Annotated in this window: 23 protein-coding genes; 11 read left to right on the top strand and 12 right to left on the bottom strand. The window is 40.6% G+C overall.

Translation table 11 applies throughout. The features are described from left to right. Positions 1-612 carry a tRNA-uridine aminocarboxypropyltransferase gene (locus C9J41_RS02980; protein WP_107294192.1) on the top strand — a complete coding sequence of 204 codons (612 nt, stop codon included), beginning with the start codon at positions 1-3 and terminating at the stop codon, positions 610-612. Between the two features lie 50 nt (positions 613-662). Here the strand turns inward: C9J41_RS02980 and C9J41_RS02985 are convergent, their stop codons facing one another. From C9J41_RS02985 to C9J41_RS02995, 3 genes are all read right to left on the bottom strand, one after another. Beyond that, positions 663-2,030 carry an anti-phage deoxyguanosine triphosphatase gene (locus C9J41_RS02985; RefSeq protein WP_107294193.1) on the bottom strand — a complete coding sequence of 456 codons (1,368 nt, stop codon included), beginning with the start codon at positions 2,028-2,030 and terminating at the stop codon, positions 663-665. After that, on the bottom strand, positions 2,030-2,614 hold the full coding sequence (yfbR, locus tag C9J41_RS02990) for a 5'-deoxynucleotidase (RefSeq protein WP_107206074.1): 585 nt from the start codon (positions 2,612-2,614) through the stop codon (positions 2,030-2,032). The genes C9J41_RS02985 and yfbR overlap by 1 nt, the downstream gene beginning before the upstream one ends. 147 nt (positions 2,615-2,761) lie before the next feature. Continuing rightward, entirely contained in the window at positions 2,762-3,976 is a 1,215-nt protein-coding gene (locus C9J41_RS02995; RefSeq protein WP_107206075.1) for a pyridoxal phosphate-dependent aminotransferase, read from the bottom strand. Between the two features lie 392 nt (positions 3,977-4,368). Here C9J41_RS02995 and C9J41_RS03000 point away from each other — a divergent pair, with 392 nt between their 5' ends. The 5 genes from C9J41_RS03000 to menE all read left to right on the top strand — a co-directional run bounded on the left by C9J41_RS03000 (position 4,369) and on the right by menE (position 10,705). Next, the gene (locus C9J41_RS03000; protein ID WP_369917464.1) at positions 4,369-5,706 is read left to right on the top strand and encodes an isochorismate synthase MenF; all 1,338 of its coding nucleotides are present in this window, start codon (positions 4,369-4,371) and stop codon (positions 5,704-5,706) included. Next, positions 5,697-7,424, top strand: a complete 1,728-nt coding sequence (menD, locus tag C9J41_RS03005; RefSeq protein ID WP_107206077.1) for a 2-succinyl-5-enolpyruvyl-6-hydroxy-3-cyclohexene-1-carboxylic-acid synthase — start codon at positions 5,697-5,699, stop codon at positions 7,422-7,424. The genes C9J41_RS03000 and menD overlap by 10 nt, the downstream gene beginning before the upstream one ends. Beyond that, complete coding sequence (gene menH, locus C9J41_RS03010) at positions 7,408-8,217, top strand: 2-succinyl-6-hydroxy-2,4-cyclohexadiene-1-carboxylate synthase (RefSeq protein WP_107245760.1); 810 nt, start codon at positions 7,408-7,410, stop codon at positions 8,215-8,217. The genes menD and menH overlap by 17 nt, the downstream gene beginning before the upstream one ends. Before the next feature lie 89 nt (positions 8,218-8,306). Continuing rightward, on the top strand, positions 8,307-9,281 hold the full coding sequence (gene menC, locus C9J41_RS03015) for an o-succinylbenzoate synthase (protein WP_107245761.1): 975 nt from the start codon (positions 8,307-8,309) through the stop codon (positions 9,279-9,281). After that, positions 9,269-10,705, top strand: a complete 1,437-nt coding sequence (menE, locus tag C9J41_RS03020) for an o-succinylbenzoate--CoA ligase (protein ID WP_107294195.1) — start codon at positions 9,269-9,271, stop codon at positions 10,703-10,705. Before menC ends, menE begins: the two co-directional genes overlap by 13 nt. 71 nt (positions 10,706-10,776) lie before the next feature. On the opposite strand, the gene C9J41_RS03025 is transcribed toward menE, so the two are convergent. The 3 genes from C9J41_RS03025 to C9J41_RS03035 all read right to left on the bottom strand — a co-directional run bounded on the left by C9J41_RS03025 (position 10,777) and on the right by C9J41_RS03035 (position 13,866). Beyond that, positions 10,777-12,651 carry an MFS transporter gene (locus C9J41_RS03025; protein ID WP_107206081.1) on the bottom strand — a complete coding sequence of 625 codons (1,875 nt, stop codon included), beginning with the start codon at positions 12,649-12,651 and terminating at the stop codon, positions 10,777-10,779. A 17-nt stretch (positions 12,652-12,668) separates the two neighbouring features. Further along, positions 12,669-13,262, bottom strand: a complete 594-nt coding sequence (locus tag C9J41_RS03030) for a TetR/AcrR family transcriptional regulator (protein WP_107206082.1) — start codon at positions 13,260-13,262, stop codon at positions 12,669-12,671. A gap of 199 nt (positions 13,263-13,461) precedes the next feature. Beyond that, the gene (locus C9J41_RS03035) at positions 13,462-13,866 is read right to left on the bottom strand and encodes an NINE protein (RefSeq protein WP_107206083.1); all 405 of its coding nucleotides are present in this window, start codon (positions 13,864-13,866) and stop codon (positions 13,462-13,464) included. Positions 13,867-14,166: 300 nt separating this feature from the next. On the opposite strand from C9J41_RS03035, the gene C9J41_RS03040 reads away from it, so the two are divergent. Together C9J41_RS03040 and C9J41_RS03045 are read left to right on the top strand one after the other, a co-directional pair. Beyond that, on the top strand, positions 14,167-15,039 hold the full coding sequence (locus C9J41_RS03040) for a Tim44 domain-containing protein (protein ID WP_199187027.1): 873 nt from the start codon (positions 14,167-14,169) through the stop codon (positions 15,037-15,039). A gap of 251 nt (positions 15,040-15,290) precedes the next feature. Continuing rightward, the gene (locus C9J41_RS03045) at positions 15,291-15,536 is read left to right on the top strand and encodes a TIGR02647 family protein (protein ID WP_107206085.1); all 246 of its coding nucleotides are present in this window, start codon (positions 15,291-15,293) and stop codon (positions 15,534-15,536) included. Positions 15,537-15,562: 26 nt separating this feature from the next. Here C9J41_RS03045 and C9J41_RS03050 read toward each other — a convergent pair whose 3' ends face one another. Next, the gene (locus C9J41_RS03050; RefSeq protein ID WP_006646428.1) at positions 15,563-15,811 is read right to left on the bottom strand and encodes a zinc/iron-chelating domain-containing protein; all 249 of its coding nucleotides are present in this window, start codon (positions 15,809-15,811) and stop codon (positions 15,563-15,565) included. 265 nt (positions 15,812-16,076) lie between these two features. Between C9J41_RS03050 and C9J41_RS03055 the strand changes: the two genes are divergently transcribed. Then, positions 16,077-16,514 (top strand): YcgN family cysteine cluster protein, encoded by a 438-nt coding sequence (locus C9J41_RS03055; RefSeq protein ID WP_080896326.1) that lies wholly within the window; start codon positions 16,077-16,079, stop codon positions 16,512-16,514. Positions 16,515-16,578: 64 nt separating this feature from the next. Here the strand turns inward: C9J41_RS03055 and C9J41_RS03060 are convergent, their stop codons facing one another. The 3 genes from C9J41_RS03060 to C9J41_RS03070 all read right to left on the bottom strand — a co-directional run bounded on the left by C9J41_RS03060 (position 16,579) and on the right by C9J41_RS03070 (position 19,678). After that, on the bottom strand, positions 16,579-17,562 hold the full coding sequence (locus C9J41_RS03060) for an MBL fold metallo-hydrolase (protein WP_107206086.1): 984 nt from the start codon (positions 17,560-17,562) through the stop codon (positions 16,579-16,581). Between the two features lie 417 nt (positions 17,563-17,979). Next, a complete protein-coding gene (gene dusC / locus C9J41_RS03065) occupies positions 17,980-18,921 on the bottom strand; it encodes a tRNA dihydrouridine(16) synthase DusC (RefSeq protein WP_107206087.1) in 942 nt (313 codons plus the stop codon). Between the two features lie 79 nt (positions 18,922-19,000). Continuing rightward, positions 19,001-19,678 (bottom strand): NAD(P)H-binding protein, encoded by a 678-nt coding sequence (locus tag C9J41_RS03070; protein ID WP_107206088.1) that lies wholly within the window; start codon positions 19,676-19,678, stop codon positions 19,001-19,003. 244 nt (positions 19,679-19,922) lie between these two features. On the opposite strand from C9J41_RS03070, the gene C9J41_RS03075 reads away from it, so the two are divergent. Then, positions 19,923-20,576, top strand: a complete 654-nt coding sequence (locus C9J41_RS03075; RefSeq protein ID WP_107206089.1) for an SEC-C metal-binding domain-containing protein — start codon at positions 19,923-19,925, stop codon at positions 20,574-20,576. Beyond that, complete coding sequence (locus C9J41_RS03080) at positions 20,576-20,983, top strand: (deoxy)nucleoside triphosphate pyrophosphohydrolase (protein ID WP_107287174.1); 408 nt, start codon at positions 20,576-20,578, stop codon at positions 20,981-20,983. The genes C9J41_RS03075 and C9J41_RS03080 overlap by 1 nt, the downstream gene beginning before the upstream one ends. Positions 20,984-21,052: 69 nt before the next feature. On the opposite strand, the gene dsbB is transcribed toward C9J41_RS03080, so the two are convergent. Continuing rightward, on the bottom strand, positions 21,053-21,568 hold the full coding sequence (gene dsbB, locus C9J41_RS03085; RefSeq protein ID WP_107246047.1) for a disulfide bond formation protein DsbB: 516 nt from the start codon (positions 21,566-21,568) through the stop codon (positions 21,053-21,055). 144 nt (positions 21,569-21,712) lie between these two features. Next, positions 21,713-23,299, bottom strand: a complete 1,587-nt coding sequence (gene nhaB, locus C9J41_RS03090; RefSeq protein WP_107206091.1) for a Na(+)/H(+) antiporter NhaB — start codon at positions 23,297-23,299, stop codon at positions 21,713-21,715. Positions 23,300-23,658: the final 359 nt, after the last annotated feature.

The raw sequence follows: 23,658 nt of genomic DNA on the forward strand, positions 1-23,658 counted from the left end.
ATGAGTCGGTACTGTGATAACTGTGGTAAAGCAAACAAAGCCTGCATTTGCCACTGGATTAAACCTATTGCAACTCAAACAGAGTTATGGATATTACAACATCCATCAGAAGTTAAACGAGCAATTGGTACTGCAAGAATACTATCACTTTCTTTACCCAATAGCCGACTTTGGGTAGGTGAGGATTTTTCGCTGCATGAGGAATTAAATGCAGCTTTAACTGATTCCGAACGTGATATTTATGTAGTTTACCCAGGAGAGCGTGCGATAGCACTGTCTGATGTAGCAGAGCAGGCTCAGCCATCTCGAAACAACGTGATTATTTTACTTGATGGGACTTGGAAGAAAGCCTATAAAATGTGGCAACTATCGACCAATTTACATCACTTACCGTTAGTCCATTTAGATAATGTAGAGACTGGAAACTATCGTATTAGAAAATCGCCAAAAGAGCAGGGAGTATCAACGGTTGAGGCGGGATATTTAGCATTATCAGTGTTAGAGCCAATATCTTTAAATCTTCAGCCATTGCTTGATACATTCGAAAATATGATTAATTTTCAAATTCAACAAATGCCGCCCGGCGTATTTGATAAAAACTATAAGGGTTAGTTGGCACACAAAAGGGAGCATGGGCTCCCTTTATATTCACTGGTTAATGATTAAAAACCATAACCATTATTGCTTATACCTGTTTCAGAGGTAGGTAAGAATAATGTGCTATAGAGACGTTGAGAGAATCCATCCGTCATGCCTGAAATGTAATCGGCAATGATCCTAAGCTCGTTATCTCCCTGTTCTTTAGCTTCTAACCACCGCATGCGAGTATTATCTGGTAACAATCTTTCGGGATCAGAAGCAAAAGCTTCAAAGAGTTCCATGATCAATTGTTGCCCTTTATATTCCGACAGTTGTATCTCCGGTTTTTTTACCACATAGATACTAACGAACTGTTTAAGTACTTCTAAAGCTCGCTCCATCGGCTCGGATAAAAAGGCATTCCATTGTAATAATGGCTCATCAAAAAAATCAGTACCGTTTTGAATCGTAGGACTAATGGTTATAGAGGTAAGTAAACCATTGACCAGCGCGCCAATGGCATCTTTGCGCTGATGGTGGCTAGCAAACATCAGCTCGCTGATATCACTTATCCGTTCTTCTAGCCATGGATCACCACATTCTGCTATTTTTGAGGCAACCGCTTCTTGCCAATCATCACGTGTCACAATCCCCATTACGATGGCATCTTCTAAGTCATGGACACCGTATGCAATGTCATCAGCTAATTCCATGATTGAACAATCTAATGATTTAAAACGTGTCTTACAGGGCTCTTTTGGCGATAAACGCTCACAACGCATTTGCGCAAAGAGGGCTTTATCTTTGCCTGATAACGGGCTTAATACCCAGTCAAAGACCTCTTTATCGTCCACATATAAGCCTTTCGCTGGATACCAGTCTTTTGCTTTAAGGTGACGAAAGTTCACGACATCAGGTGCGCGCTCTGGAGCGGTAGTTTCACTGAGTAGAGCTGGGTATTTTAGTAAACCAAGCAAGGTACGTCTGGCGAGGTTCATACCGTATCCTTCGGTATAAGGTTCGAGTAAGGTTACAATACGAAAGGTTTGTGCGTTTCCTTCAAAGCCGCCATGATTTCGCATCATGTAATTTAAAGCGACTTCACCGCCATGACCAAATGGTGGGTGACCGATATCATGTGCTAAGCACAAACTTTCCATTAAACTGGTTGAAGGGAGTAATGATTTAAACTCAGGTTGTTTTAATTTGAGTTGTGCAACAATCCCTGTACCGATTTGGGATGCTTCTAGCGAGTGGGTGAGTCGAGTCCGATAGAAGTCGTGATTACCAGCGCCATGGACTTGAGTTTTTGCTTGTAAACGACGAAAGGCGGCAGAATGAAGAATACGGGCTCGATCGCGCTGAAAAGCTGAGCGATGATCATCACGGCGCATTTTTTGTTCGTTATAAAAGCGTTCTTCCCATATAGGTGAGATAGTAAATTCAGTCATTAACTAATGTCGTCCAAAGTAAGATTAAAGCTATCAGCAAATGTCTCAAGAAAATAGGTCATCTCAGGTGTTTTGCGTTGCTCAAGGGTTTGTTCCAATCTTTTCTTCGCTCGAGTAAATTCATGGTTCCCTGCACTGAGCTCTTCAAGGCATTTTATATAAGCGCATAATGTATCGGCTTGTTTAACAATAGCTGCATTTTCAGTATCAATTTTATGGCTATCAAGTAGAGAGGCATAATCATCCTGAAATTCTTCAGGAAGCATAGAAATAAGTCGTTGTTCTGCTGCTAATTCGATTTTCTTATATTCTTCAGCAATTGCAGGGTTATAGTATTTTATTGGGGTTGGCATATCACCTGTGAGTACTTCACTAACATCGTGAAACATACCTTGCAGCGCGATACGTTCAGGGTTTAGATTCCCACCAAATTTACGGTTTTTAATTAACGCGAGTGCATGAGCGACAAAAGCAACTTGAAGGCTGTGCTCGGAGATATTTTCAGTTTCGACACTTCGCATTAATGGCCAGCGTTGAATTAAACGCATACGAGCAAGGTGAGCGAAGAAATGACTTTTTTCCATGATGATCAATTCTCTTAAACTAAATGTGCTGATGAGCAGCATCTATAGACGTTATGCACTAAAGGTAACAGAAGTTAGGGAAATATTGACAGTTTTTAGTTAATAAAAAGCCCCGGTTTACCGAGGCTTAAGAATTGTTTGTAAAGGTTATTGACGATAGCTATGTAAGAAGCGCTCTAAGCGTCCCATTGCCAGTTCAAGATCATCGACATGAGGTAAGGTTACAATGCGGAAGTGATCCGGTTGTTTCCAGTTAAATCCGGTTCCATGCACAACAAGCACTTTCTCTTGTAGTAAAAAGTCCATTGCCATTTTTTGGTCGTCTTGAATATTAAATTTTTTCTGATCTAATTTCGGGAATAGATACAACGCGCCTTTTGGCTTAACACAAGAAATTCCAGGGATTTGAGTTAATAAATCATAAGCTTTATTGCGCTGTTCGAGCAGGCGTCCACCCGGCAAGATTAATTCATTAATGCTTTGGTAACCACCTAATGCAGTTTGAATGGCATGCTGCATAGGTACGTTGGCACACAAGCGCATTGATGACAGCATTTCTAACCCTTCGATGTAACCTTTAGCTCGGTGTCTTGGCCCTGAAATAACCATCCAACCTGCACGGAAACCACACACTCGGTATGACTTTGAAAGGCCATTGAAGGTTACACAAACTACATCTTCTGCTAATGGGGCAATAGAGGTATGTTGTGCACCATCGTATAGAATTTTGTCGTAGATCTCATCGGCGAAAATAATCAAATCGTGCTGACGTGCAATTTCAACCACTTCGATCAGAAAATCTCGGCTATATACCGCACCCGTCGGGTTATTCGGATTGATTAAAACAATACCGCGAGTATTTGGCGTGATTTTTTTCTTTATATCATCAAGATCTGGATACCAATCTGATTGTTCATCACATGTGTAGTGAACCGGTGTGCCACCAGATAATGAGACTGCTGCTGTCCATAATGGGTAATCAGGTGATGGAACCAATATTTCATCTTTATGGTTTAGCAGTGCTTGCATTGCCATAACGATTAATTCAGAGACACCGTTACCGATATAAACATCTTCGACATCAAGATCAAGTAAGCCGCGCTTTTGGTAGTGTTGAACAACGGCTTTACGCGCAGAATAAATGCCTTTTGAATCACAGTAACCTTGGGATGTTGGTAGATTACGGATCACATCCACGAGAATTTCATCAGGGGCATCAAAACCAAACGGTGCTGGATTACCGATGTTTAGTTTGAGTATTTTTTGCCCTTCTTCTTCCATACGCTTAGCGTGTTTCAGAACGGGACCACGTATGTCATAGCAAACATTATTAAGCTTGGATGACATCCCGAATTTTTGCATATGAGGCTTTCCTGATGATTATTAGGTATAACCACAAATTACACTATAAAAGAGGGATATAGGAACACCTTTTAGAAGATAATTATGTAAAATAGTGTTTTGTTTTCTTTTGGCAGAATGAAAATGGCGTGTTTAACTAGAATCAGCAAAGTTGAACAGAGGTTTCTGCTAGTCAGATAAGTAATACAAATGTGTTACTTCATTAGTCAGATGCTTTCTTGTGAGGTAGAATAATACATCATTCTTCTTTACTAAGAGAATTAGCAGTTATTCTCTCTCTTTAGGAAATAAGTGTCTATTCTTAGTAAGGAAAATATGTCTAAGAGAGTGACATATGTATCTTTCAGCCAGGGATGAGCCGTATTGGTGTAATAGAGCTGAGCGAGGTTATCTTGACTGCGTTACAACAAGCCGTTGAACGATTAATTGCTAAATTAGAGCAAGCATCTGCAACAACCCAGCGTATATTGGTTAAATTAGATCTATCAAAACATATCGACCTGATTGATTGGATGGATACACAAGCTTTGTATCCCAAATTCTATTGGCAATCGCGTAATTGCCGAGAAGAGGTTGTCGCGCTAGGACAAATAAAAACATTTACTGATCCTAAAGCCGCTGAGAAAGTGATTTCTAATGAGCAGCGAGTGTGGGGCGGGCGATCTTTTGATGGAAGAACAGAGCGAAATAAACGTTGTCTCTCCTCCTTTTTCTTTTTACCGCTGCTTGAATTAAGCCGTCTGGATAATGAATGGCATATTGCTGTTAATGTCGGTGAAGATCGCGCACGTATTGTGACGGCATTACAACAGTTGATATTTGATACATCGTTGATCAGTGGTATTCACAGTAAAATTTTAAATCGCAGTTATACGCCAGATTTTTCTGGTTGGTCAAACATGCTGACACGAGCATTAGATGCGATTGAACATAAAGAATTTGAAAAAGTGGTGCTTGCTCGACGAACAAAGTTACAGCTTGATAAACCTGTATCACCCGCTCAATTACTGAAAGCGAGTTGCGCTAATAACAGCAATAGTTTTCACTTTTTACTGGCGCTGGATGAAACGCATGGCTTTATGGGCTCAACGCCAGAACGTTTATTTCAACGCCATGAACAAGCGATACAAACTGAAGCGTTGGCAGGTACGATTGGGCGTGGTAAAGATGATGTAGAAGATCAGCAATTAGCACAATGGTTATTATCTGATAATAAAAATCGCTACGAAAATCGTTTAGTGGTTGATGATATTGTTAATCGATTGGTGCCCTGTAGCCAATCGATGAATGTGTCTCAAACTCCTGAGTTGGTTCAACTACGTAAAGTCCAGCATTTAAAGCGAAGTATTGATGCTGAATTAAATAGTGGCGTCTTTAGTGCAGATCTATTAGAAAATTTACAACCAACCGCTGCGATTGCCGGATTACCTCGTGATCCTGCGCTTCATTTTATTGCTGAAAACGAACCTTTTTCTCGCGGTTGGTATAGTGGTGCGGTGGGTTATATTAGCCAGCAGCATAGTGAGTTTTGTGTGGCTATTCGTAGTGCATTAATCATTGAAGGTGAAGTTCATTTATTTGCAGGAGCAGGCATTGTACCGGGCTCAGTAGCAGAAAGTGAATGGAAAGAACTTGATCGAAAAACATCAACACTCTGTAGTTTATTTGAGCAAGAGACGGATAGCTCGTTAGCTGCTGAAATGGAGTATAAAAGAGCATCATGCAATTAACCTTATCGAATAGTCTTTCTTATAGGGCTGCATTAAATAGTTGTTGGGCTGAGCTGATACTTGAAGAGTTAGTCCGACAAGGTGTTCAACATGTTTGTATTGCGCCAGGTTCTCGTTCCACACCATTGACGTTAGCGGCAGCAAAGCAGTCAAAACTGACTATTCACACTCATTTTGATGAACGTGGTTTAGGCTTTCTCGCATTAGGTTTAGCCAAAGCATCACAAACCCCCATTGCGGTGATTGTGACATCAGGTACAGCAGTCGCTAATTTATTACCTGCCGTTGCTGAATCTGGGCTAACAAAAGAAAAATTAGTGCTGTTAACCTCAGATCGTCCTGTTGAATTACTGCAATGTGGCGCAAATCAAGCCATACGCCAGCATGGTATTTTTTCGCAACATGTAACAGAGTTTGTTGATCTACCCGCCCCTACACTTGATATCTCTCCTAATTGGTTATTAGGCGTGGTTGATGAGTTGATGCATCAACAGCAGTTACGTGGCGGAGCCATCCATTTAAATTGTCATTACCCTGAGCCGCTATATGGTGAGGCGATAGATTTTTCGGCCTATCTAGCGCCAGTTAAAAAGTGGCAGGCAACGGTATTACCGTATTGCCAACATCAACAAGCGACTAGCGCTGATATCGTCATTGATTCAGTGCAATGGCAGCGGTTGTGCGACAAAAAAGGCATAATTGTTGCGGGTAAGTTAGCGACCAATGAACTTGCTGATGTGAAAGCGTTAGCAGCCCGATTAGGCTGGCCATTATTGGTCGATCCTCAAGCTGGAGGCTCGAGCGAATATGCGGGGTTTGATGGTTGGTTACAAAATCCAGCCTGTGCCGAAGTTTTGTCTCAAGCACAAGTATTACTGCAATTTAGTGCACGGATTGTTTCTAAACGTTTATTACAGTTTATTGGCGATCAGCCGTGGGATGATTATTGGTTAATCGATCCACAACAAGGACGTTTAGACCCTCATCATCATTCTGGTTCTCGTATTCAAGCGAATGTGAGCGCATGGACTTGTGCAGCGCTTCTTGATGAAAAAACATCACCACATAGTGGATGGGCATTACCGTTAGTGGGCGCGTCTAAGCGTTATCGTGAAATAGCGAAGCAGCATTGTGACAATTTATCTGAAATGTCATTAGCGACATTATTGAGAGATTGGCTCGCACCTGATTCTGAGTTGTTTCTCGGTAATAGCATGATTGTTCGACTGCTAGATATGTTTGGTGATTTACCAACTACAGCGACATTTACCAACCGTGGTGCATCAGGTATTGATGGATTAATAGCAACAGCGGCTGGTGTGCAACGCGCTAGAAAAGCACCATTAGTGATGCTATTAGGCGATACGTCATTTTTATACGATCTTAATTCTCTCGCATTATTAAAACAAACTGCATTACCTATGGTCGTGGTGGTTACGAATAATGATGGTGGCGGTATTTTTGATATGTTACCAGTACCAGAGCAGCAAAAAGATGATTTTTATCGTATGCCTCATGGTTTTGAATTTAGCCATGCAGCTGCCATGTTTGGATTTAACTATCAAAGCCCAACAACAGTTGCTGAAGCCCAAACTGCGGTAGTGAATGCACAACAAGTTAACCAGACAACGATCATCGAAATTAAAACGCCTGCTGGAGAAGCTGGGCAGATGTTAAAAGAGATCTTTTCTGAGGTAAAACGTGCGTCTTTACTCTGAAGTATTTGGAAAACGCCCGCAAGCAGGCCAACCCGTGATTGTTTTTCTTCATGGGCTATTAGGCTCAGGGCGGGACTGGCGATTAATTACTTCAGCACTAATGCATCACTATTGTTGTGTAACTATCGATCTGCCTGGGCATGGCTTTAGTGCGTCAGTATCTATGCCACTAGATGATTCTGATATTGGCTTTAAACAGAGTTATCAGGCGATACTCAAAACGTTGGAACACCGTGGTATTCAACGTTTCGTTTTGGTGGGGTATTCGTTAGGTGCGCGACTTGCTATGTATCTGGCAACGCAATTATCAAATGAGGATACCACGAAGCGTGGGCCAAGGTTGCAAGGTATCTTTTTAGAAGGTGGGCACTTTGGATTACCGCTTTTAGACCGTGCGGCGCGTCTTGATAATGATAAAACATGGGCTGCACGTTTTTCTCAACAATCTCTAATTTCAGTGCTGAATGATTGGTATCAACAAACTGTTTTTTCATCACTGAACCATGACCAAAGACAAAGCTTAGTCGCTAAACGTAGTGATAACCTTGGGCAAGGTGTCGCGAATATGTTGCTAGCAACGTCATTATCTAAACAACCATTATTACTCACACCGCTACAAAACTTAAAATTACCCGTTCGTTATGTTTGTGGTGAATATGATGCGAAATTTCGTCAGATCGCTATGCAATCAGAGCTAAGCGTAGAAGTGATCCCTGATGCTGGGCATAATATTCATGTAGAACAACCACATGCATTTACATCTGCCTTATCTGCTTTTATTCAAAAGTTGTAACGAGCCATTGTAATTAAAGTGATTTAATATGCCGTTAGACTAAGGTTTAGCGTGTTTTATGCTCTGGTATTAATTAAAGGTTATCAAGAATGCGCAGCGTTAAGTTATATCGATATCAGTTACCGATGGATTCTGGTGTTATTTTACGTAATCAACGTTTAGTAACACGTGAAGGTTTGGTTGTCGAACTTACTCAAGGTGACAAAGTTGGTGTAGGTGAAATTGCGCCACTGCCTGAGTTTAGCAATGAAACGCTAGAGCAAGCGTTAGATCAAACAAAACAACTAGTTGAACATTGGCTTGAAGGGAAAGATATCCATATCAACGATGCTTATCCCTCTGTTGCCTTTGGTTTTAGTTGTGCAATGGCAGAGTTAGCGGGCGAATTACCTCTTACTGCAAACTATGCGGTAGCGCCATTATGCTCAGGTGATCCTGACGAGTTGATTGAGCGTTTAAATACCGAAAATGGCGATAAAGTCGCTAAAATTAAAGTCGGCATGTATGAAGCGGTGCGTGATGGTATTGTCGCTAATATGTTTATTGAAGCGATCCCTGAGGTTCAGTTACGTTTAGATGCTAACCGTAGATGGACACCGCTTAAAGCACAGCAGTTTGCTAAATATGTGAAACCTGAAAATCGGCAAGGGATCGCGTTTTTAGAAGAGCCTTGCATTGATCCTCAAGATAGCCTGATTTTTGCAGAGCAAACAGGTATTAATATTGCCTGGGATGAAACTGTCCGCGAGCCTCATTTTGAAGTAAAAGCACAACCAGGTGTTGCGGCAATTATTATCAAGCCCACACTAACTGGTAGCTTAGCCCGTTGTATCGAGCTGGTGGAACAAGCTCAAGCGGTAGGGTTAACGGCAGTGATTAGTTCAAGTTTAGAATCAAGCCTAGGATTAAATCAGTTAGCACGTTTCGCCCAGTGGCAGACACCCAATGTTATCCCTGGTCTAGATACCATGCAGTTGTTTAAAGCACAATTGGTGACACCTTGGCCGGATAGTGAACTTCCAATGATTTCTTTAGCAGAATTAGACCTAGTATGGCAGAAATAAAACACGATTTTCTAACATGGCCTTGGCAGCGATGGGCTGCAGAACGCCCATCAGATATAGCCATCTCTTTAGGTGATAAAACGCGTGATGCACAAACGTACACCTGGGCAGATGTCTCTTCAAACGTTGATGATTACGCACAAGGGTTAGTCGAGCAGGGCGTTAAGCGTGATCAACTTGTGGCCGTCATCGCTGATAATTCGATCCAAGTATTATGGCTGATGCTTGCAATTTTTCGAGTGGGGGCACGCTATGTAGGGCTTAACCCGAAGTTGTCTTCTACTGAATTGCAGCAACAGTTAGTGGTACTCGATAATGACTATATTTGGTCGGATAGTGAACACGATATAACAGCGCTAACTGGGCAAAATATTGTTCTGCAATCCCCCACTGTTGCACGGATGGTACCTGTGACATGGCAAGAGCATCGTCCAATGACACTGACTTTAACATCAGGTTCATCGGGTGTACCCAAGGCAGTGGTTCATAATGCCGAGTCACATTTAGCCAGTGCTTCTGGCTTGCTGAGTCAAATGACATTCACAGCAGAGGATAGTTGGTTATTGTCATTACCGTTATTCCACATTTCGGGTTTAGCGATTGTATGGCGCTGGTTATATCGCGGAGCATGTTTAGTTATTGTCGATAAGGCACAGCAGCAACAAGCATTGCATTGGGTGACTCACGCATCATTAGTACCAACGCAATTACAACGTCTGCTTGAGAGTATTGATAATACGGCAGCACCATCATCGATGATGCTAAAACAGGTGTTATTAGGTGGTGCACATATCCCAGTTACTCTCACTAATAAAGCGCACAGTGCTGGTATTAGCTGTTGGTGTGGTTACGGTATGACGGAAATGGCATCAACAATATCGGCTAAACAAGCGAATGAGAGTAGTGGTGTCGGTAACGTATTACCGAATAGAGAATTACTTTTACGTGATGGTGAGATCTTAGTTCGAGGCAAAACCTTGTGCTTGGGGTATTACCGCAACCATACTATTTTTTCTATTTTAGATAACCATGGTCACGATGGGGAATGGTTTGCAACTAAAGACATGGGTGAGTGGCATGATGATGAGCTATTTATTCATGGTCGCGCAGATAACATGTTTATTTCTGGTGGAGAGAATGTTCAACCGGAAGATATTGAAGCGGTACTGTTACAGTATCCAGAGATAGAGCAAGTTGTTGTTTTACCCATTGATGATTATGATTTTGGTCAACGACCGGTTGCTATTGTGAAAACAACTTGCCCGATGGATGCGGTATTTATTGATCATGTGATGACTTATATGACAGATAAAGTGGCTGCGTTTAAGCGCCCAGTTCGTTATCTTGCTTTACCTGATGGCGATATTTATCAAGGGATTAAACTCTCTCGGACGAAATTAGCCGACTGGTTATCTAAGCAATAATAAAAAGGCGAAGCTAATATAGCTTCGCCTTTTTAATCTATTTGTTAGTTAGAACCTAACAAAGAAGAGCACTATTTTCTATCGCCCCGTAATTGCGTTACTTGTTGATATAACAATTGGCTATTTGCCTCTTGGGAAGATAGACACTCCCCAGCGACGATAGTGACTTGTGACCAGAAACGTTTTGGCCATTTTAATAAAGCAACGCCACCCTCTCGACTAAAATAACTTCCCCATAGCCCCTGCAGTGCCACAGGGATCACCGTGACATTCGAACGTTTAATGATTAAATCAATGCCACGCATAAACGGGGCTATTTCGCCATCAAAGGTGAGCTGTCCTTCTGGAAAAACACAAACAATATCGCCATTATCCAAATGTTCTGACACTTTTGAAAAAGCATTACGAATAGATGTACGGTCATTCGCATCGACAGGAATTGCCTTACATGCTTTACAGAAGGATTTGACCAATGGCAGGTTATAAATATCACGGTCCATCAAAAAGCGGATAGGGCGTGGGCAGCTGCCTGCTAATAGTAATGCATCCATGTAGCTGACATGATTACAGACAAGTAACACACCACCTTGTTCAGGAATATTATTCAAATTCTGTTTTTTTACACGATACATCGTATGAGTGATCATCCAAACCACAAAGCGCCAAAAAAAATCAGGGGCTTGGAAGTAGATATAGACAACAACTAATGAATTAACCGCCGCTAAGATTAAGAAGAACTCTGGAATGGAAAGCTTTAAAACAGATAAGAAGACAATGGCTGAAATAGCACTGACAACCATAAACACAGCATTCCATATATTATTTGCTGCAATGATTTGTGCACGTTCATCTTCTTTAGAGCGCTGCTGCATTAAGGCATAAAGCGGAACAATAAAAATACCGCCAGCAATACCGAGTAAAAGCAATGACGCAAAGATTGGCCATAGGCTTGGTGCCGTCATAAACGCCATTAGGCTCTGAGTTTGCACTGTAGTTGCTGGGGCGAGGAAATATAAACCTGAACCAAATAACGTGATCCCTAAACTACCAATAGGTACTATTCCTGGGTCTATACGGTGTTGAGATAAGCGATCACAACACATTGAGCCAATAGCAATACCAATAGAAAATAGCATCAGTAAGAAAGAGACCGAAGCGGCATTACCACCGAGGCTGATTTTTGCATAATTAGGGAATTGGGTGAGATAGCAAGCCCCTAAAAACCAAAACCAACTAATCCCCATAATACATTGGAAAATCGTTTTATCTTGTCGTGCAATAGCCATGGTTGAACGAGTTTGTTTAATCGGTTGCCATTTGAACGTTGTTTTCTTTACCGTAGGTGGCGCGCTCGGAATAGCAAGAGATGTGAGATAGCCTAATATCGCAAAAATGATCACGGCTCCTGCAGCAATATAGTGAGCGTTATGGCTGTCGGCAATAAAACCTGCGAGCAATGTGCCAAGTAAAATAGCTAAAAAGGTCCCTGTTTCAACCAAAGCGTTACCTGATATTAACTCTTCTGATTTTAAGTGCTGGGGAAGTAAGGCATATTTTGCAGGCCCGAAGAAAGCCGATTGGGTTCCCATCAAAAAGAGCAACACCAGAAGAGCGGAATAACTGTGATAGAAAAAGGCTATTGCAGCAAGGCTCATTATCACAATTTCAGCGAGTTTAACTCGGCGCATGATCATTGCTTTATCGTATTGATCGGCAATAACACCAGCAGAGGCTGAAAATAAAAAGAAAGGTAAAATAAATAACCCAGCGGCAATGTTAATCAGTAAATTAGCACTCAGTGGAAGGGTATCAACAGAAGCGTAAGCGATCAGGATTAATAATATATTTTTGTAAACATTATCATTAAATGCCCCAAGTGCCTGCGTTAAAAAATACGGTAAGAAACGCCGTTTGGTTAGAAGACTCGATTGGGGCTTTGTGGTCATTTACGCTATCTCTATTACTAATTCCACTTATTTAGATAAGTATTTAAAAGGTTATCAATAAGTGCTTTGCCGTCAACAGGCGTCGAGGTAAATAGCTTATCATCAACAGTCAGTAGTGTAATACCGTGAACACCAGCCCAAATAACACGGCTTGTTTCCAGTACTTCTTCTTTAGACATGTTACTGCTAACTTGACCAATCAATGATTCCAACATGCCCGTCATGTTATTGATTCGATCTGATTGCCATTCTGGTAAATCTTCACCATTCATGGTGTGTTGGAAGATTAACTGCCAGCGGTATGGATGAGCAATTGCAAAGTCGAGATAACAATATGCGAGACTACGAAGTGCCTGCTCTGGATTGGTTGCACCTGTTAAACACGTCTGTGCTTCTTGAGATAATTCATCAAGTGTTTGGGCAACTGCGTGTAGTAACAGTAAATTATAGTTACCGAATACATTCACTAATGTACTTGGAACATAGCCAATCATAGCGGCGACTTTACGTAAACTTAGCTCATGGTGAGGGTGCTCATTGAGAAAGTTTTTTACCTGCTCCAGTGTCATGCTTACCAACTCTTCACGAGTATGGTCATTTCTTCTTGCCATGGGTATTACTCTTTGATGTGTTTGCTTATCGTATTTTAAAAACTAACGTTATTAATTATAGAACGGTGTTCAATATTGTTATTGTTATTTAATCGAAACCATCGTTGTTAGGAATTCGATGCCAGAACAAGTTGTGACAATTTATTTCTAAAGATTGGAAATGATATCTTGTCACAACAAAAATCACCAATACTAAACGCTATACAGTTTTATTCTTGGTATTTTCTAAAGATACTTGATCGTTTAACGTCCAAAAATCGATAAGAATACCTATTAGGAAGAACCCAAAGGTACAAAGATAAAGTATCCCTGTGATCCATTTACCCATGTACATGCGGTGGACGCCAAACACGCCAAGAAAAGTGAGCAGTAGCCAAGCGATATTATAATCAATCTCACCACTAGCAAAACGCAAGTCAGACTCTCTGTTCATTGATGGAATTAAGAACAAGTCAATTAACCAGCCAATACCGCATAGACCTAAGGTTAAAAACCAAATAGTCCCTGTTACAGGTTTGCCATAATAAAAGCGGTGAGCGCCCGTAAAGCCGAATATCCAGAGTAGATAACCAATGATTTTGCTGTGAGTGTTATTCTCTTGCATAAAAATATCCATGTTAGTGTTGAAAATATCGTAAGATAAAAAAACAACAAAGACTTAACGTGTGATTACTTATAAAAGACCACTTTTGATGGGGAAAGTGCCATAAAAAGAAGAACATTTTTATAAGTCGTTTAAATAAAAAACAGTATACAAAAATATTTAGGCGCTGTATTTAAGAATGATGAGATTATCACCGATAAATGTTAAGAAATAGTAACAATTTCGCGACGGCTTTGAATTGACATTCTCCGTTATATGGCTACGATGCATACAGGACATGGATAAGGTACTTCAACAATGATGAAACGCTTTTTTACCGTATTTGCTTTAGTGTTTGTGGTCGCATTGTCGGCACCGCATGCTGAAGCAAAGAAATTCGGTGGTGGCAAGTCGTTTGGTAAAAGTTTTAAAACTGCGCCAATGAAAAAACAACAGCCACAACAAACAGATACTATTCGTAAACAAAACTCACCTGCGTCATCGAGCAAGAAAGGCTTAATGGGCGGTCTATTAGGTGGCTTACTTGCAGGTGGCTTACTCGCTGCTTTCTTTGGTGGTTCATTTGATGGTATCCAGTTTATGGATATTCTCATTATCGGTGTGATTGCATTTGTATTGTTTAAATTATTTAAAGCAATGCGTGCAAATAAAGGCACTCCGATGGGGCATCGTGAATCTTATGCAGGAAACTCTCCTCGACAGCAGCCACAACAAGCACAACAGCAATATCGTCAAGCGACAGGTTCGCAATCTCAACCACAAAATGGTGGTTTTGAGTCAACCGATAGTGATGTGCCATTTAATTTGCCGCCTAACTTTAATATGAATGCATTTTTAAGTGGTTCTCGCGATCACTATCGCATTATTCAAGGTGCATGGAATCATAACGAATTAGCGAAAATCAAAGAGTACGTATCACCTGCGTTATTTGCTGATTTACAAGCTGAACGTGCTAAACTTTCAGGTGAGCAACACACCGAAGTGATGTACGTTGATGCTGAACTTGTACGTGCAGACTATGACGCAAATTCAGCACAGCTAAGTATTAAGTTCTCTGGTCGTTATAAAGATACCCAAGAAGGGATTGAAGAAGATATTAATGATGTATGGCATTTAGAGCGAGATTTAAAAACGCCAAATGCACCATGGTTAATTGTCGGTATTCAAGCTTAATTTAAAAGCCGCTTTTATTAGCGGCTTTTTTATATCTCTCAACAGGTTAGGGCGTTTTTTGTACAATTGTAAACATCCGAAAAAAGAGTTCTAAAATTATGAGCGCGATCGCATTTCACTGATATAAAGATCGTAAGATGTTGATCTTGGCACCTAGTTTTATCACCAGTAACCGCTAGTATTAACTCATGATATTAAATAGGTCAGTCGTTAGACATTGAGATCTAAATAGAGACTAATAAGAGGTCGTTATGCCATACACTCAAGATATTGTTGAAGAAATGAATCTATTAGTGAAATTCCCTATTCATAGCAACATGGAAGGGGTAAAAGTTCATAGTGATGCAAATCCAGCATTGGTTTCAGCTGCTCAACGTTTATATGCGAAAGGATTGGTTACTCAACTGGATGGTGGTTATTTAACACATACTGGCCATCAGGTGGCGGAAAGCGCAAAAATTGCGTTACGTATTCTGACGGGGAAAACGACAGAATAACGCCGTCGCAAGATAGTGAGCATTGATCAAGTCATTTGCTCTAATTCTGTAATTATCGTTAAAGCTTGCTCATTGGTTTTTCCACAAATATCAGGGCAAGCTTTAAAGTGGTGGCATACAGCAGGGCGTTCAGCTTTGCCAAAAAGTTTACATAAATTTTGCTCATTGAGTTGAACGCAAGGGACACCTGCAGGCTTGCCGTTTGGCATTCCTGGTATGCTTGATGAGATACTTGGAGCTATACAGCAGGCACCACAGCCAAGACGACATTCCATCAATCACTCTCTTCATTGTTTAAATTGGCTGCGCAAATTACCACTCCTTATTCATAAGATCAAAATTAAAGAACTATTTCAGCGATATATTTACTTTATTTCTATAAATAATAATAGCTCTCATTTCGATGCTGTTGTTTATTAATAGGTAATTTAAATTTGCAGTTTACCGTCAGGATCGCTATAAACACCGCGCTATAATAAAATAGTAAATGGTAATTTAGCGCTGTTATAAAGCGCGTAACGTGAATTCGGTGTAGGTATCATGACGCATTTTTGGCAAGAAAAAGACTTAGCAACAATGACCGATCAGGAGTGGGAATCACTTTGTGACGGTTGTGGTAAGTGCTGTCTGCATAAGCTTATTGATGATGATACAGATGATATCTATTACACCAATGTGGCATGCAGTTTATTAGATAATAAAACATGTTCTTGTAAAGATTATCCTAATCGTTTTGAATCCGGAGAAGAATGCCTAAAGTTGACTCGTGATCGTATTGATGAGTTTGTTTGGCTTCCTGAAACGTGTGCATACCGTTTATTAGCAGAAGGAAAACCATTACCTGAGTGGCATCCACTGCTCACTGGTTCAAAAGAAGCGATGCATAAAGCCAACGAATCGGTACGCGACAAGATTGTGTACGAAATTGATGTGATTGATTGGGAAGATCACATCACAAATCACCCCTTACGTCGTTGATTTTAAAGACATATATTAAAGGCTCGTTAGATAACGAGCCTTTTTTGTTTATTTTTATAATAATCTAAAGCAGCGTTCTATCGCCTTGCTCAGTGAAAATAAAATTAACACCTAGTTTATTATCTGCATTGAGTTCTTGTTCGATAACGGTTTGTGGATTCGTGCCTTTCTTTAAGCTGTGTTTAATGTGTGTGATGATCACATTAAGATCTTTTAATGGTTGTTCACCACCAACATAGCTTGCCAATGAATCTAATTCTGCGAGTAACCATTTTGGTGTTAAGTGACCAAATAGTAATTTATCTGGTGTGCTATTGCTAAAAGAAGTCTCAATGAAGATCCCTTTTAGTTTCTTTTGCTGAATATACGGTGCAATCTGTTGCCAAATAGTATCTAACGCCGTGCTTTTTTCGACCGCGTCAGGACCAGTATCCCCTAAATAAATGACCACTTCGTTGGCGACATTTTTAAATAAGAATGCGGTAGATTCTGCGCCTGAATGACTTAATGGAAAGGCTTTTACTTTTAATTCGGTATTGGCAACGGGTAACCACTGGTTGATAGTCAGTGGTGCTAACTCATATTTGCCGAGTTTAAAGCCTTCACCTTGGCTCGTAAAATTAGGCCATGCCTTCCAATTAAAATAATCTTGGCTGATAGTTTGATGAACAGACGGAAGGGCATAAATAGGTTTATTGCTGTCATCTGGCGAAGCAATAATAAGTCCTGCAATATGATCAAGGTGGGCATGACTAATAAAGTAGCCCTGAATTTTCTGGGTTAGGATATAACCTTCTTGGGTGTAAGGGCTGGATATCGGTGCCATCATGTCATTGAATGCATCTTTATTGGTCGCAGCGATAAGCCCATTGACAATGCTACCAGCATCTAAGGTTATGTAATTGTTGTCAGTGTTTGATTTCAGCATAAATGCGGTCAGGTTGCCGTCTTGGATCCCACCTTTAGCGCCAAGTGTAATAACATCAAACCCAGCAAAACTGAATGATGAATAGCAACACAGTGCAGCCATAATTAAATGTTTGTTCATAAAAATCCATACTGATAAGAAATGGTTTTAGTGCTGATAAACGCTAAAACGTAACTTGAAAGAGTCCTAATACAGCGAGATATATACAAAATACACGGTTGGGAGCAAAGTAATTTTTATAAGAAGTGAGAGATAGCTGAAATAAAATATAGTCTAATAAATAAGTATGCTAATTAGGCTGATTAGTGAGGAAATGATTACAACGTGTTAAAGGAATTGCATTGACGAGGATCGTCAGTTTATAGCCTTTTCTTAAACTATTTAATACGTTGTGCAGAGGTGCGATGTGTAAAACTGTCAAGTTGAACGGCATGGCCTGCCATTTATGCACAAGTGTGAAGAATGGGGAGTATTCAATGATGGTGGAAGGTAAAAGAAGACAGCCTAATTAGGTTGGGCTGTCCATTGATGCTACTGCTACTGCTGCTGCGCGCGCTGAAGCACTTCGATGATGGGGGTAGCTTTATTTAAGGCGCGAATATCGGTAAATAATAATTTCGCTTGGGGGTACTCATGACGTAGGTAAGAGAACCATTGCTTTACCCTATTAGGGTAGTAAAGCCCTTTATCTCCTTTGATCTCAAATTGAGAGTAAGTTAATAATAAAGAGAGTACTTCTTCCCAACTCATATGCGCTTGGTTATGTTTTACGACATTGCCTAAATTTGGCAAATTAAGCGCGCCGCGACAGACCATTAATGCATCTGTATTGGTGGCAGATAGGCATGCTTGACCATCCTGATAATTCCAGACTTCGCCATTAGCAATAATTGGGATAGTGACACTTTGTTTAAGCTGCTTAATATAATCCCATTTAATCGTCTCTGCACGGTAACCATCTTCTTTAGTACGCGCATGGACCACCATTTCATCTGCGCCGGCTTGGGCAATAGCATCTGCAATTTCAAAACATTGGGCAGGATCATCCCAGCCTAAACGTACTTTTGCCGTTAAAGGCTTAATGGGATTGACAGCAGCGCGACAAGCTTTAACTATTTGATAAATACGCTCTGGCTCTTTTAGCAAAACAGCACCACCACGACTTTTATTGACCGCTTTTGCTGGACAACCAAAGTTAATATCAACACCTGCAGAGCCTAGTGAACATGCACGCTGCGCATTTTCAGCCATCCAGTTAGGATCTTGTCCTAAAATTTGTACCCGCACAGGGGTACCTGAGCGTGTTTTTCCACCTTGACGTAACTCGGGACATAGACGATAGAAAACACTGCTAGGCAATAGGCTATCAATGACACGGACAAATTCAGTGACACAAAGATCGTAGTCATTAATTTCAGTCAGCATCTCACGCATTAAATGGTCTAAGACGCCTTCCATCGGGCCTAAAATAACTCGCATAGTGGTTATAGCTCTGCTCGGTAATTACATATAAGGGGCAAGATTCTAGTGCGAGAGGGTTAATTTGTCACCATTGATTTTAAATAGTGCGGAGTTGATGACCCGAAACAATGGTTTTTTGCTCAAGTTGATGTTGTTGACAAGATAGCGCCATTTTCACCATGCTACGTGCCACGCACTCAGCTGGTATTGGGGAGAAATGCTTTAGGGGACCGACAACCAATGGATTGATCACATCAAACACGTGTTGTAATAATTGCTCGTCAGTACGCATTTCACTGCGCTCACCTTTTAAAGGGCCTGGTCGAATAAAAATACAGTGTTCAAATCCCATCTTAGTGATTGCTTGCTCCATTTTTCCTTTGCAGCGTAAGTAGTGGGAAGGAGAGCGGCTTGATGCACCAAGACTGGATACGACAATAATGTGTCTAACGCCCAGATTTTTCATTGTGGTGGCGACATCTTTTACCAAATCGAGATCAACTGCTGCAAGTGCCGATTTACTGCCCGCCTTACGTTTTGTCGTACCTAAACAAATGAAGCCATATTGCGGCTGAGGCGTTTCGTGCTCCCAGTTATTTATTCGAAGGAGCGGATCAATGATTTGGTGTAATTTACTGCTGTGAAACGGTAAATCACGACGAGACAGAGCATAAATATGTTTAAATTTTTTATTGGCAAGTAACTGGTGTAAGAGTTCATCTCCAACTAAACCACTCGCGCCAGCAATGATTGCATTTAAATCGTGATTATCCATGGCTATTCCCATCGCATAGATTATAAATGATGACATTTATCTGTAATTAAACAGAATATATGTTTAATTTCGCTGAACTGCATCAAATATCAAGTAATTAGCATAATAAATTTTTAATCAGCACGACTTACATTGTTATCAGAAACAATCAATATTGCGATTTATTCTACTCAATAAGTGATGATATGAAGTTAAAGGATGAGTTCAGGTATAATGGCGATAGAAACTTTTATTGGAAATTATCATGAATACATTAATGACACTCCCAACTGGCTGGGATGGCATGTCTGCTCCTTTTATTGAAGGCGCGTTATTTGCTGCAAATGCAAACCCGAAACCTATGGAGCCAGAGATTTGGTTACCTGTGTTATTAACTGGTGTTGTCACAGAAGATAATGATATAGCGCTTTCAGAAACCGATAAAGTTGCCGTATTAAACCACTTTGAAATGCAGTATCGCACAGTAAAAGCGGGTGAATACCAATTACCGGTAGAGCTTAAATGGCAAGAAAGTGGTGATACAAATGAGGCACTTTCACAGTTTGCTCAAGGCTTTTTAGCTGTTTGGTATTACATTGAACCAAACTGGGAAGAGATGTCGATTTCAGATGGCACAATGCGTATGTTATCAGCATTACTGACAACGCTAATGTTATGTGTTGATGAAGCGGGTACTCTGGAACAAATGGAGCAAGCGGGCGTAACAGGAATGCCTGCACCAAGTGAGCTTTATTCGCAACTACCATTGATGCTAACTGAAGTAATGATGGCTGCGGATCAACTTCAAATTGGCGCAGGAGCACAAGCGATTAACCCTTATAAAAATATTGGTCGTAATGATCCTTGCCCATGTGATAGCGGTAAGAAATTCAAACAGTGCTGCGGTAAGTCACATTAATGCAAAAGCTTAAAACAATCGTTGTTGTTGCGGGAGTGATTGAGAAAGAAGGTAAGTACCTACTTGCTCAGCGATTAGATAATGCGAGCCAAGGTGGTTTATGGGAATTTCCTGGCGGTAAAGTTGAAGTGGGGGAATTACCAGAGTACGCATTAGAGCGTGAGCTTATGGAAGAGTTAGCGATCACGACTAAAACACAACAATGGTTGGCTGATAGCGTGTTTGATTACGGTGATAAAATCATTGAATTAAAAGGTTATTTAACTCGATGGTGTGAAGGCGATATTGTATTAAATACGCATCAAGCAATGGTATGGGTGAGTTTAAACGAATTTAAACGTTATCCATTATGTCCTGCTGATTACCCTATTCTAACCGCCTTAGAACAACATGTATTAGCGAAGTAACGACTAACAAAAAAGCGAAGCCTAAATTGTTAGTCTTCGCTTTTTCTGTCTTATTTATTCGCTTCGAACTTAAGCTGATTTCTTACCGAAGAACTGCGCGATAACCATGACAGCCCAAACAATGAGGTTTCCAGCAAAAATAACAACCAACCATTGTGGCATCGTAAGTGTTAAGAAATGCCAAACAATTTTTGCACAATCACCGTATGCTTCAAACATCCAAGGAGCCCAATGATTTATTGGCGCCCAGCTTGGAAATCGGACGAATAAATCACAGGTTGCAAATGGTGATGGGTTTAACTGAAAACCCACATGTTGATAGGCCAATACAACACCACGGTATGCACAATATCCCCAACCGGCTAAACCAATCCATCGGAAAAAGGCATTTTGAGGGGCGAGAAGACCAACAAGAGCGGCAAAACCGATCCCCATCATCGCGACACGTTCATAAACACACATCACACACGGTGCAAGGTTCATTACATGTTGAAAGAATAGGGCACAACCTTCAAAGGTAACAATAGAAAGAAGTAGTAGCAGCCATGCTAAACGTGATTTTGAAAAGGTATTGAGGTATTGCATCATCGATACTCTACGTACTAATTAAGATAAAAGAAAACCCTGAACTATCAGGGTTTTCATATACGTTATGACACTAATCTAACACCAATATTCAATCATAGCTTTATAGAGAAGTAAATCATCTGTCAATTTCGCTATTGTGAATTAGTGAGCAAGTGCAGGTATTGTTGCGGCGGCTGATGATGCATCAGTGATCCAGCCCATGGTATAGAACCAATCTGTCATAGGAACTAGCATTAGCTCAATGCCGGCTAAACCTACGGATGCAAGAACAATAGTGTAAGGTAACGCCATGTATACCATACGACCGTAAGAAAGACGGATAAGTGGTGCAATAGCAGAGGTTAAAGCAAACAAGAATGCCGCTTGACCATTTGGCGTTGCTACTGATGGTAAGTTAGTACCTGTATTGATAGCAACGGCTAACATATCAAACTGACTACGGTTAATAACACCGTTTGTTAGCGCGGTTTTTACTTCGTTAATATATACCGTACCAACGAATACATTGTCTGAAACCATCGATAGCAAGCCATTCGCAATGTAGAACATAGTAAGCTGTGAACTACCTTCAAGGCTTAACACCCAATGAATAATAGGTGCGAATAGCTGTTGATCAATGATGACTGCAACGACAGAGAAGAACACAGCAAGTAGTGCGGTAAAGGGCAGTGCTTCTTCAAATGCTTTACCCAAAGCGTGCTCTTCGGTGATCCCAGTAAACGATGTTGCCAAAATAATAACGGTTAAACCGATTAAACCCACCGCAGCCAAGTGCATTGCAAGGCCGATAATTAACCATACTGCTATTGCCGCTTGAATAATCAATTTCGCGTAGTCAAGGTTAGTACGTGATTTACGTTCTTCATTATCAAAGTCGACTAAAATTTGGCGAACATTTTCAGGTAATTCAGCACCATAGCCACAAATTTTAAATTTCTCAACCAGTGCACAGGTTAACAAGCCACAGAAAAAGACAGGGACAGTAACGGGCGCCATACGAATAATAAACTCACCAAAATCCCATCCGGCTTGATCGGCAATAATTAAGTTTTGTGGTTCACCTACCATTGTCATTACGCCACCTAGCGCGGTACCTACACCAGCATGCATTAGCAAACTACGTAGGAAAGCGCGGTAGTTTTCTAAGTCATCGCGGCTGAGCTCTGGAACGTGATTATCATTGGTATGATCATGATTAGAATGAGGATCTTGCCCTGAAGCAACCTTATGATAAATGCTGTAGAAACCTACCGTTACACTGATAACAACCGCAATAACGGTTAGAGCATCAAGGAAAGCGGAAAGAAAAGCGGCCATCACACAAAAAGCGAGAGAAAGTAAAATTTTAGAGCGGATGCCGATTAATATTTTAGTAAACATGAACAACAAAAGCTGTTTCATGAAGTAGATACCCGCGACCATAAAGACCAGTAAGAGTAAAACTTCAATATTTGCAACAAGTTCATGTTTTACTTGATCTGGGCTTGTCATTCCAATAGCAACAGCTTCTATTGCCAATAACCCACCAGGTTGTAATGGGTAACACTTTAATGCCATTGCGAGAGTAAAGATGAATTCAATTACTAACAACCAGCCAGCAACAAACGGATCAATAAGAAAAAAGACAATAGGGTTAATGATCAAAAAAGTAATGATTGCAATTTTGTACCAGTCAGGTGCCTTACCCAAAAAATTTTTGATAAAGGCATTCCCTAGCGATATAGCCATGTGTTGGATCTCTTTATTATTAGCGCAAAATAGTATGGATCTGATGTTGGCTAAATGCCTTGATTGATCAATCAGCAGGGTAATCAGTCGCTTCTTGCAAAAGATTAATGGTCGAGATTGAGGTATCAAAGTTAAACAAGAATATGGTTCTCGGATGTTTTAACTTTCTTAGGCAGCAGCTTCCATTCGCTCCCAGTTCATCTTTATATAACTCTACCGTTTAAGAGGTATTAGTCAATAAGTTAAACAATAATGCAATTATTTCGTTACATTTTCATCTTGAAATGGGAGTTGAATATGTCAGTGTTATAAACCGCACAGTATACAGAAAATATGACTGGAATTGTTAGATGCATTCA

Origin of the sequence: Photobacterium sp. GB-50, from assembly GCF_003026755.1 — a bacterium.
Taxonomy (GTDB): Bacteria; Pseudomonadota; Gammaproteobacteria; order Enterobacterales; family Vibrionaceae; genus Photobacterium.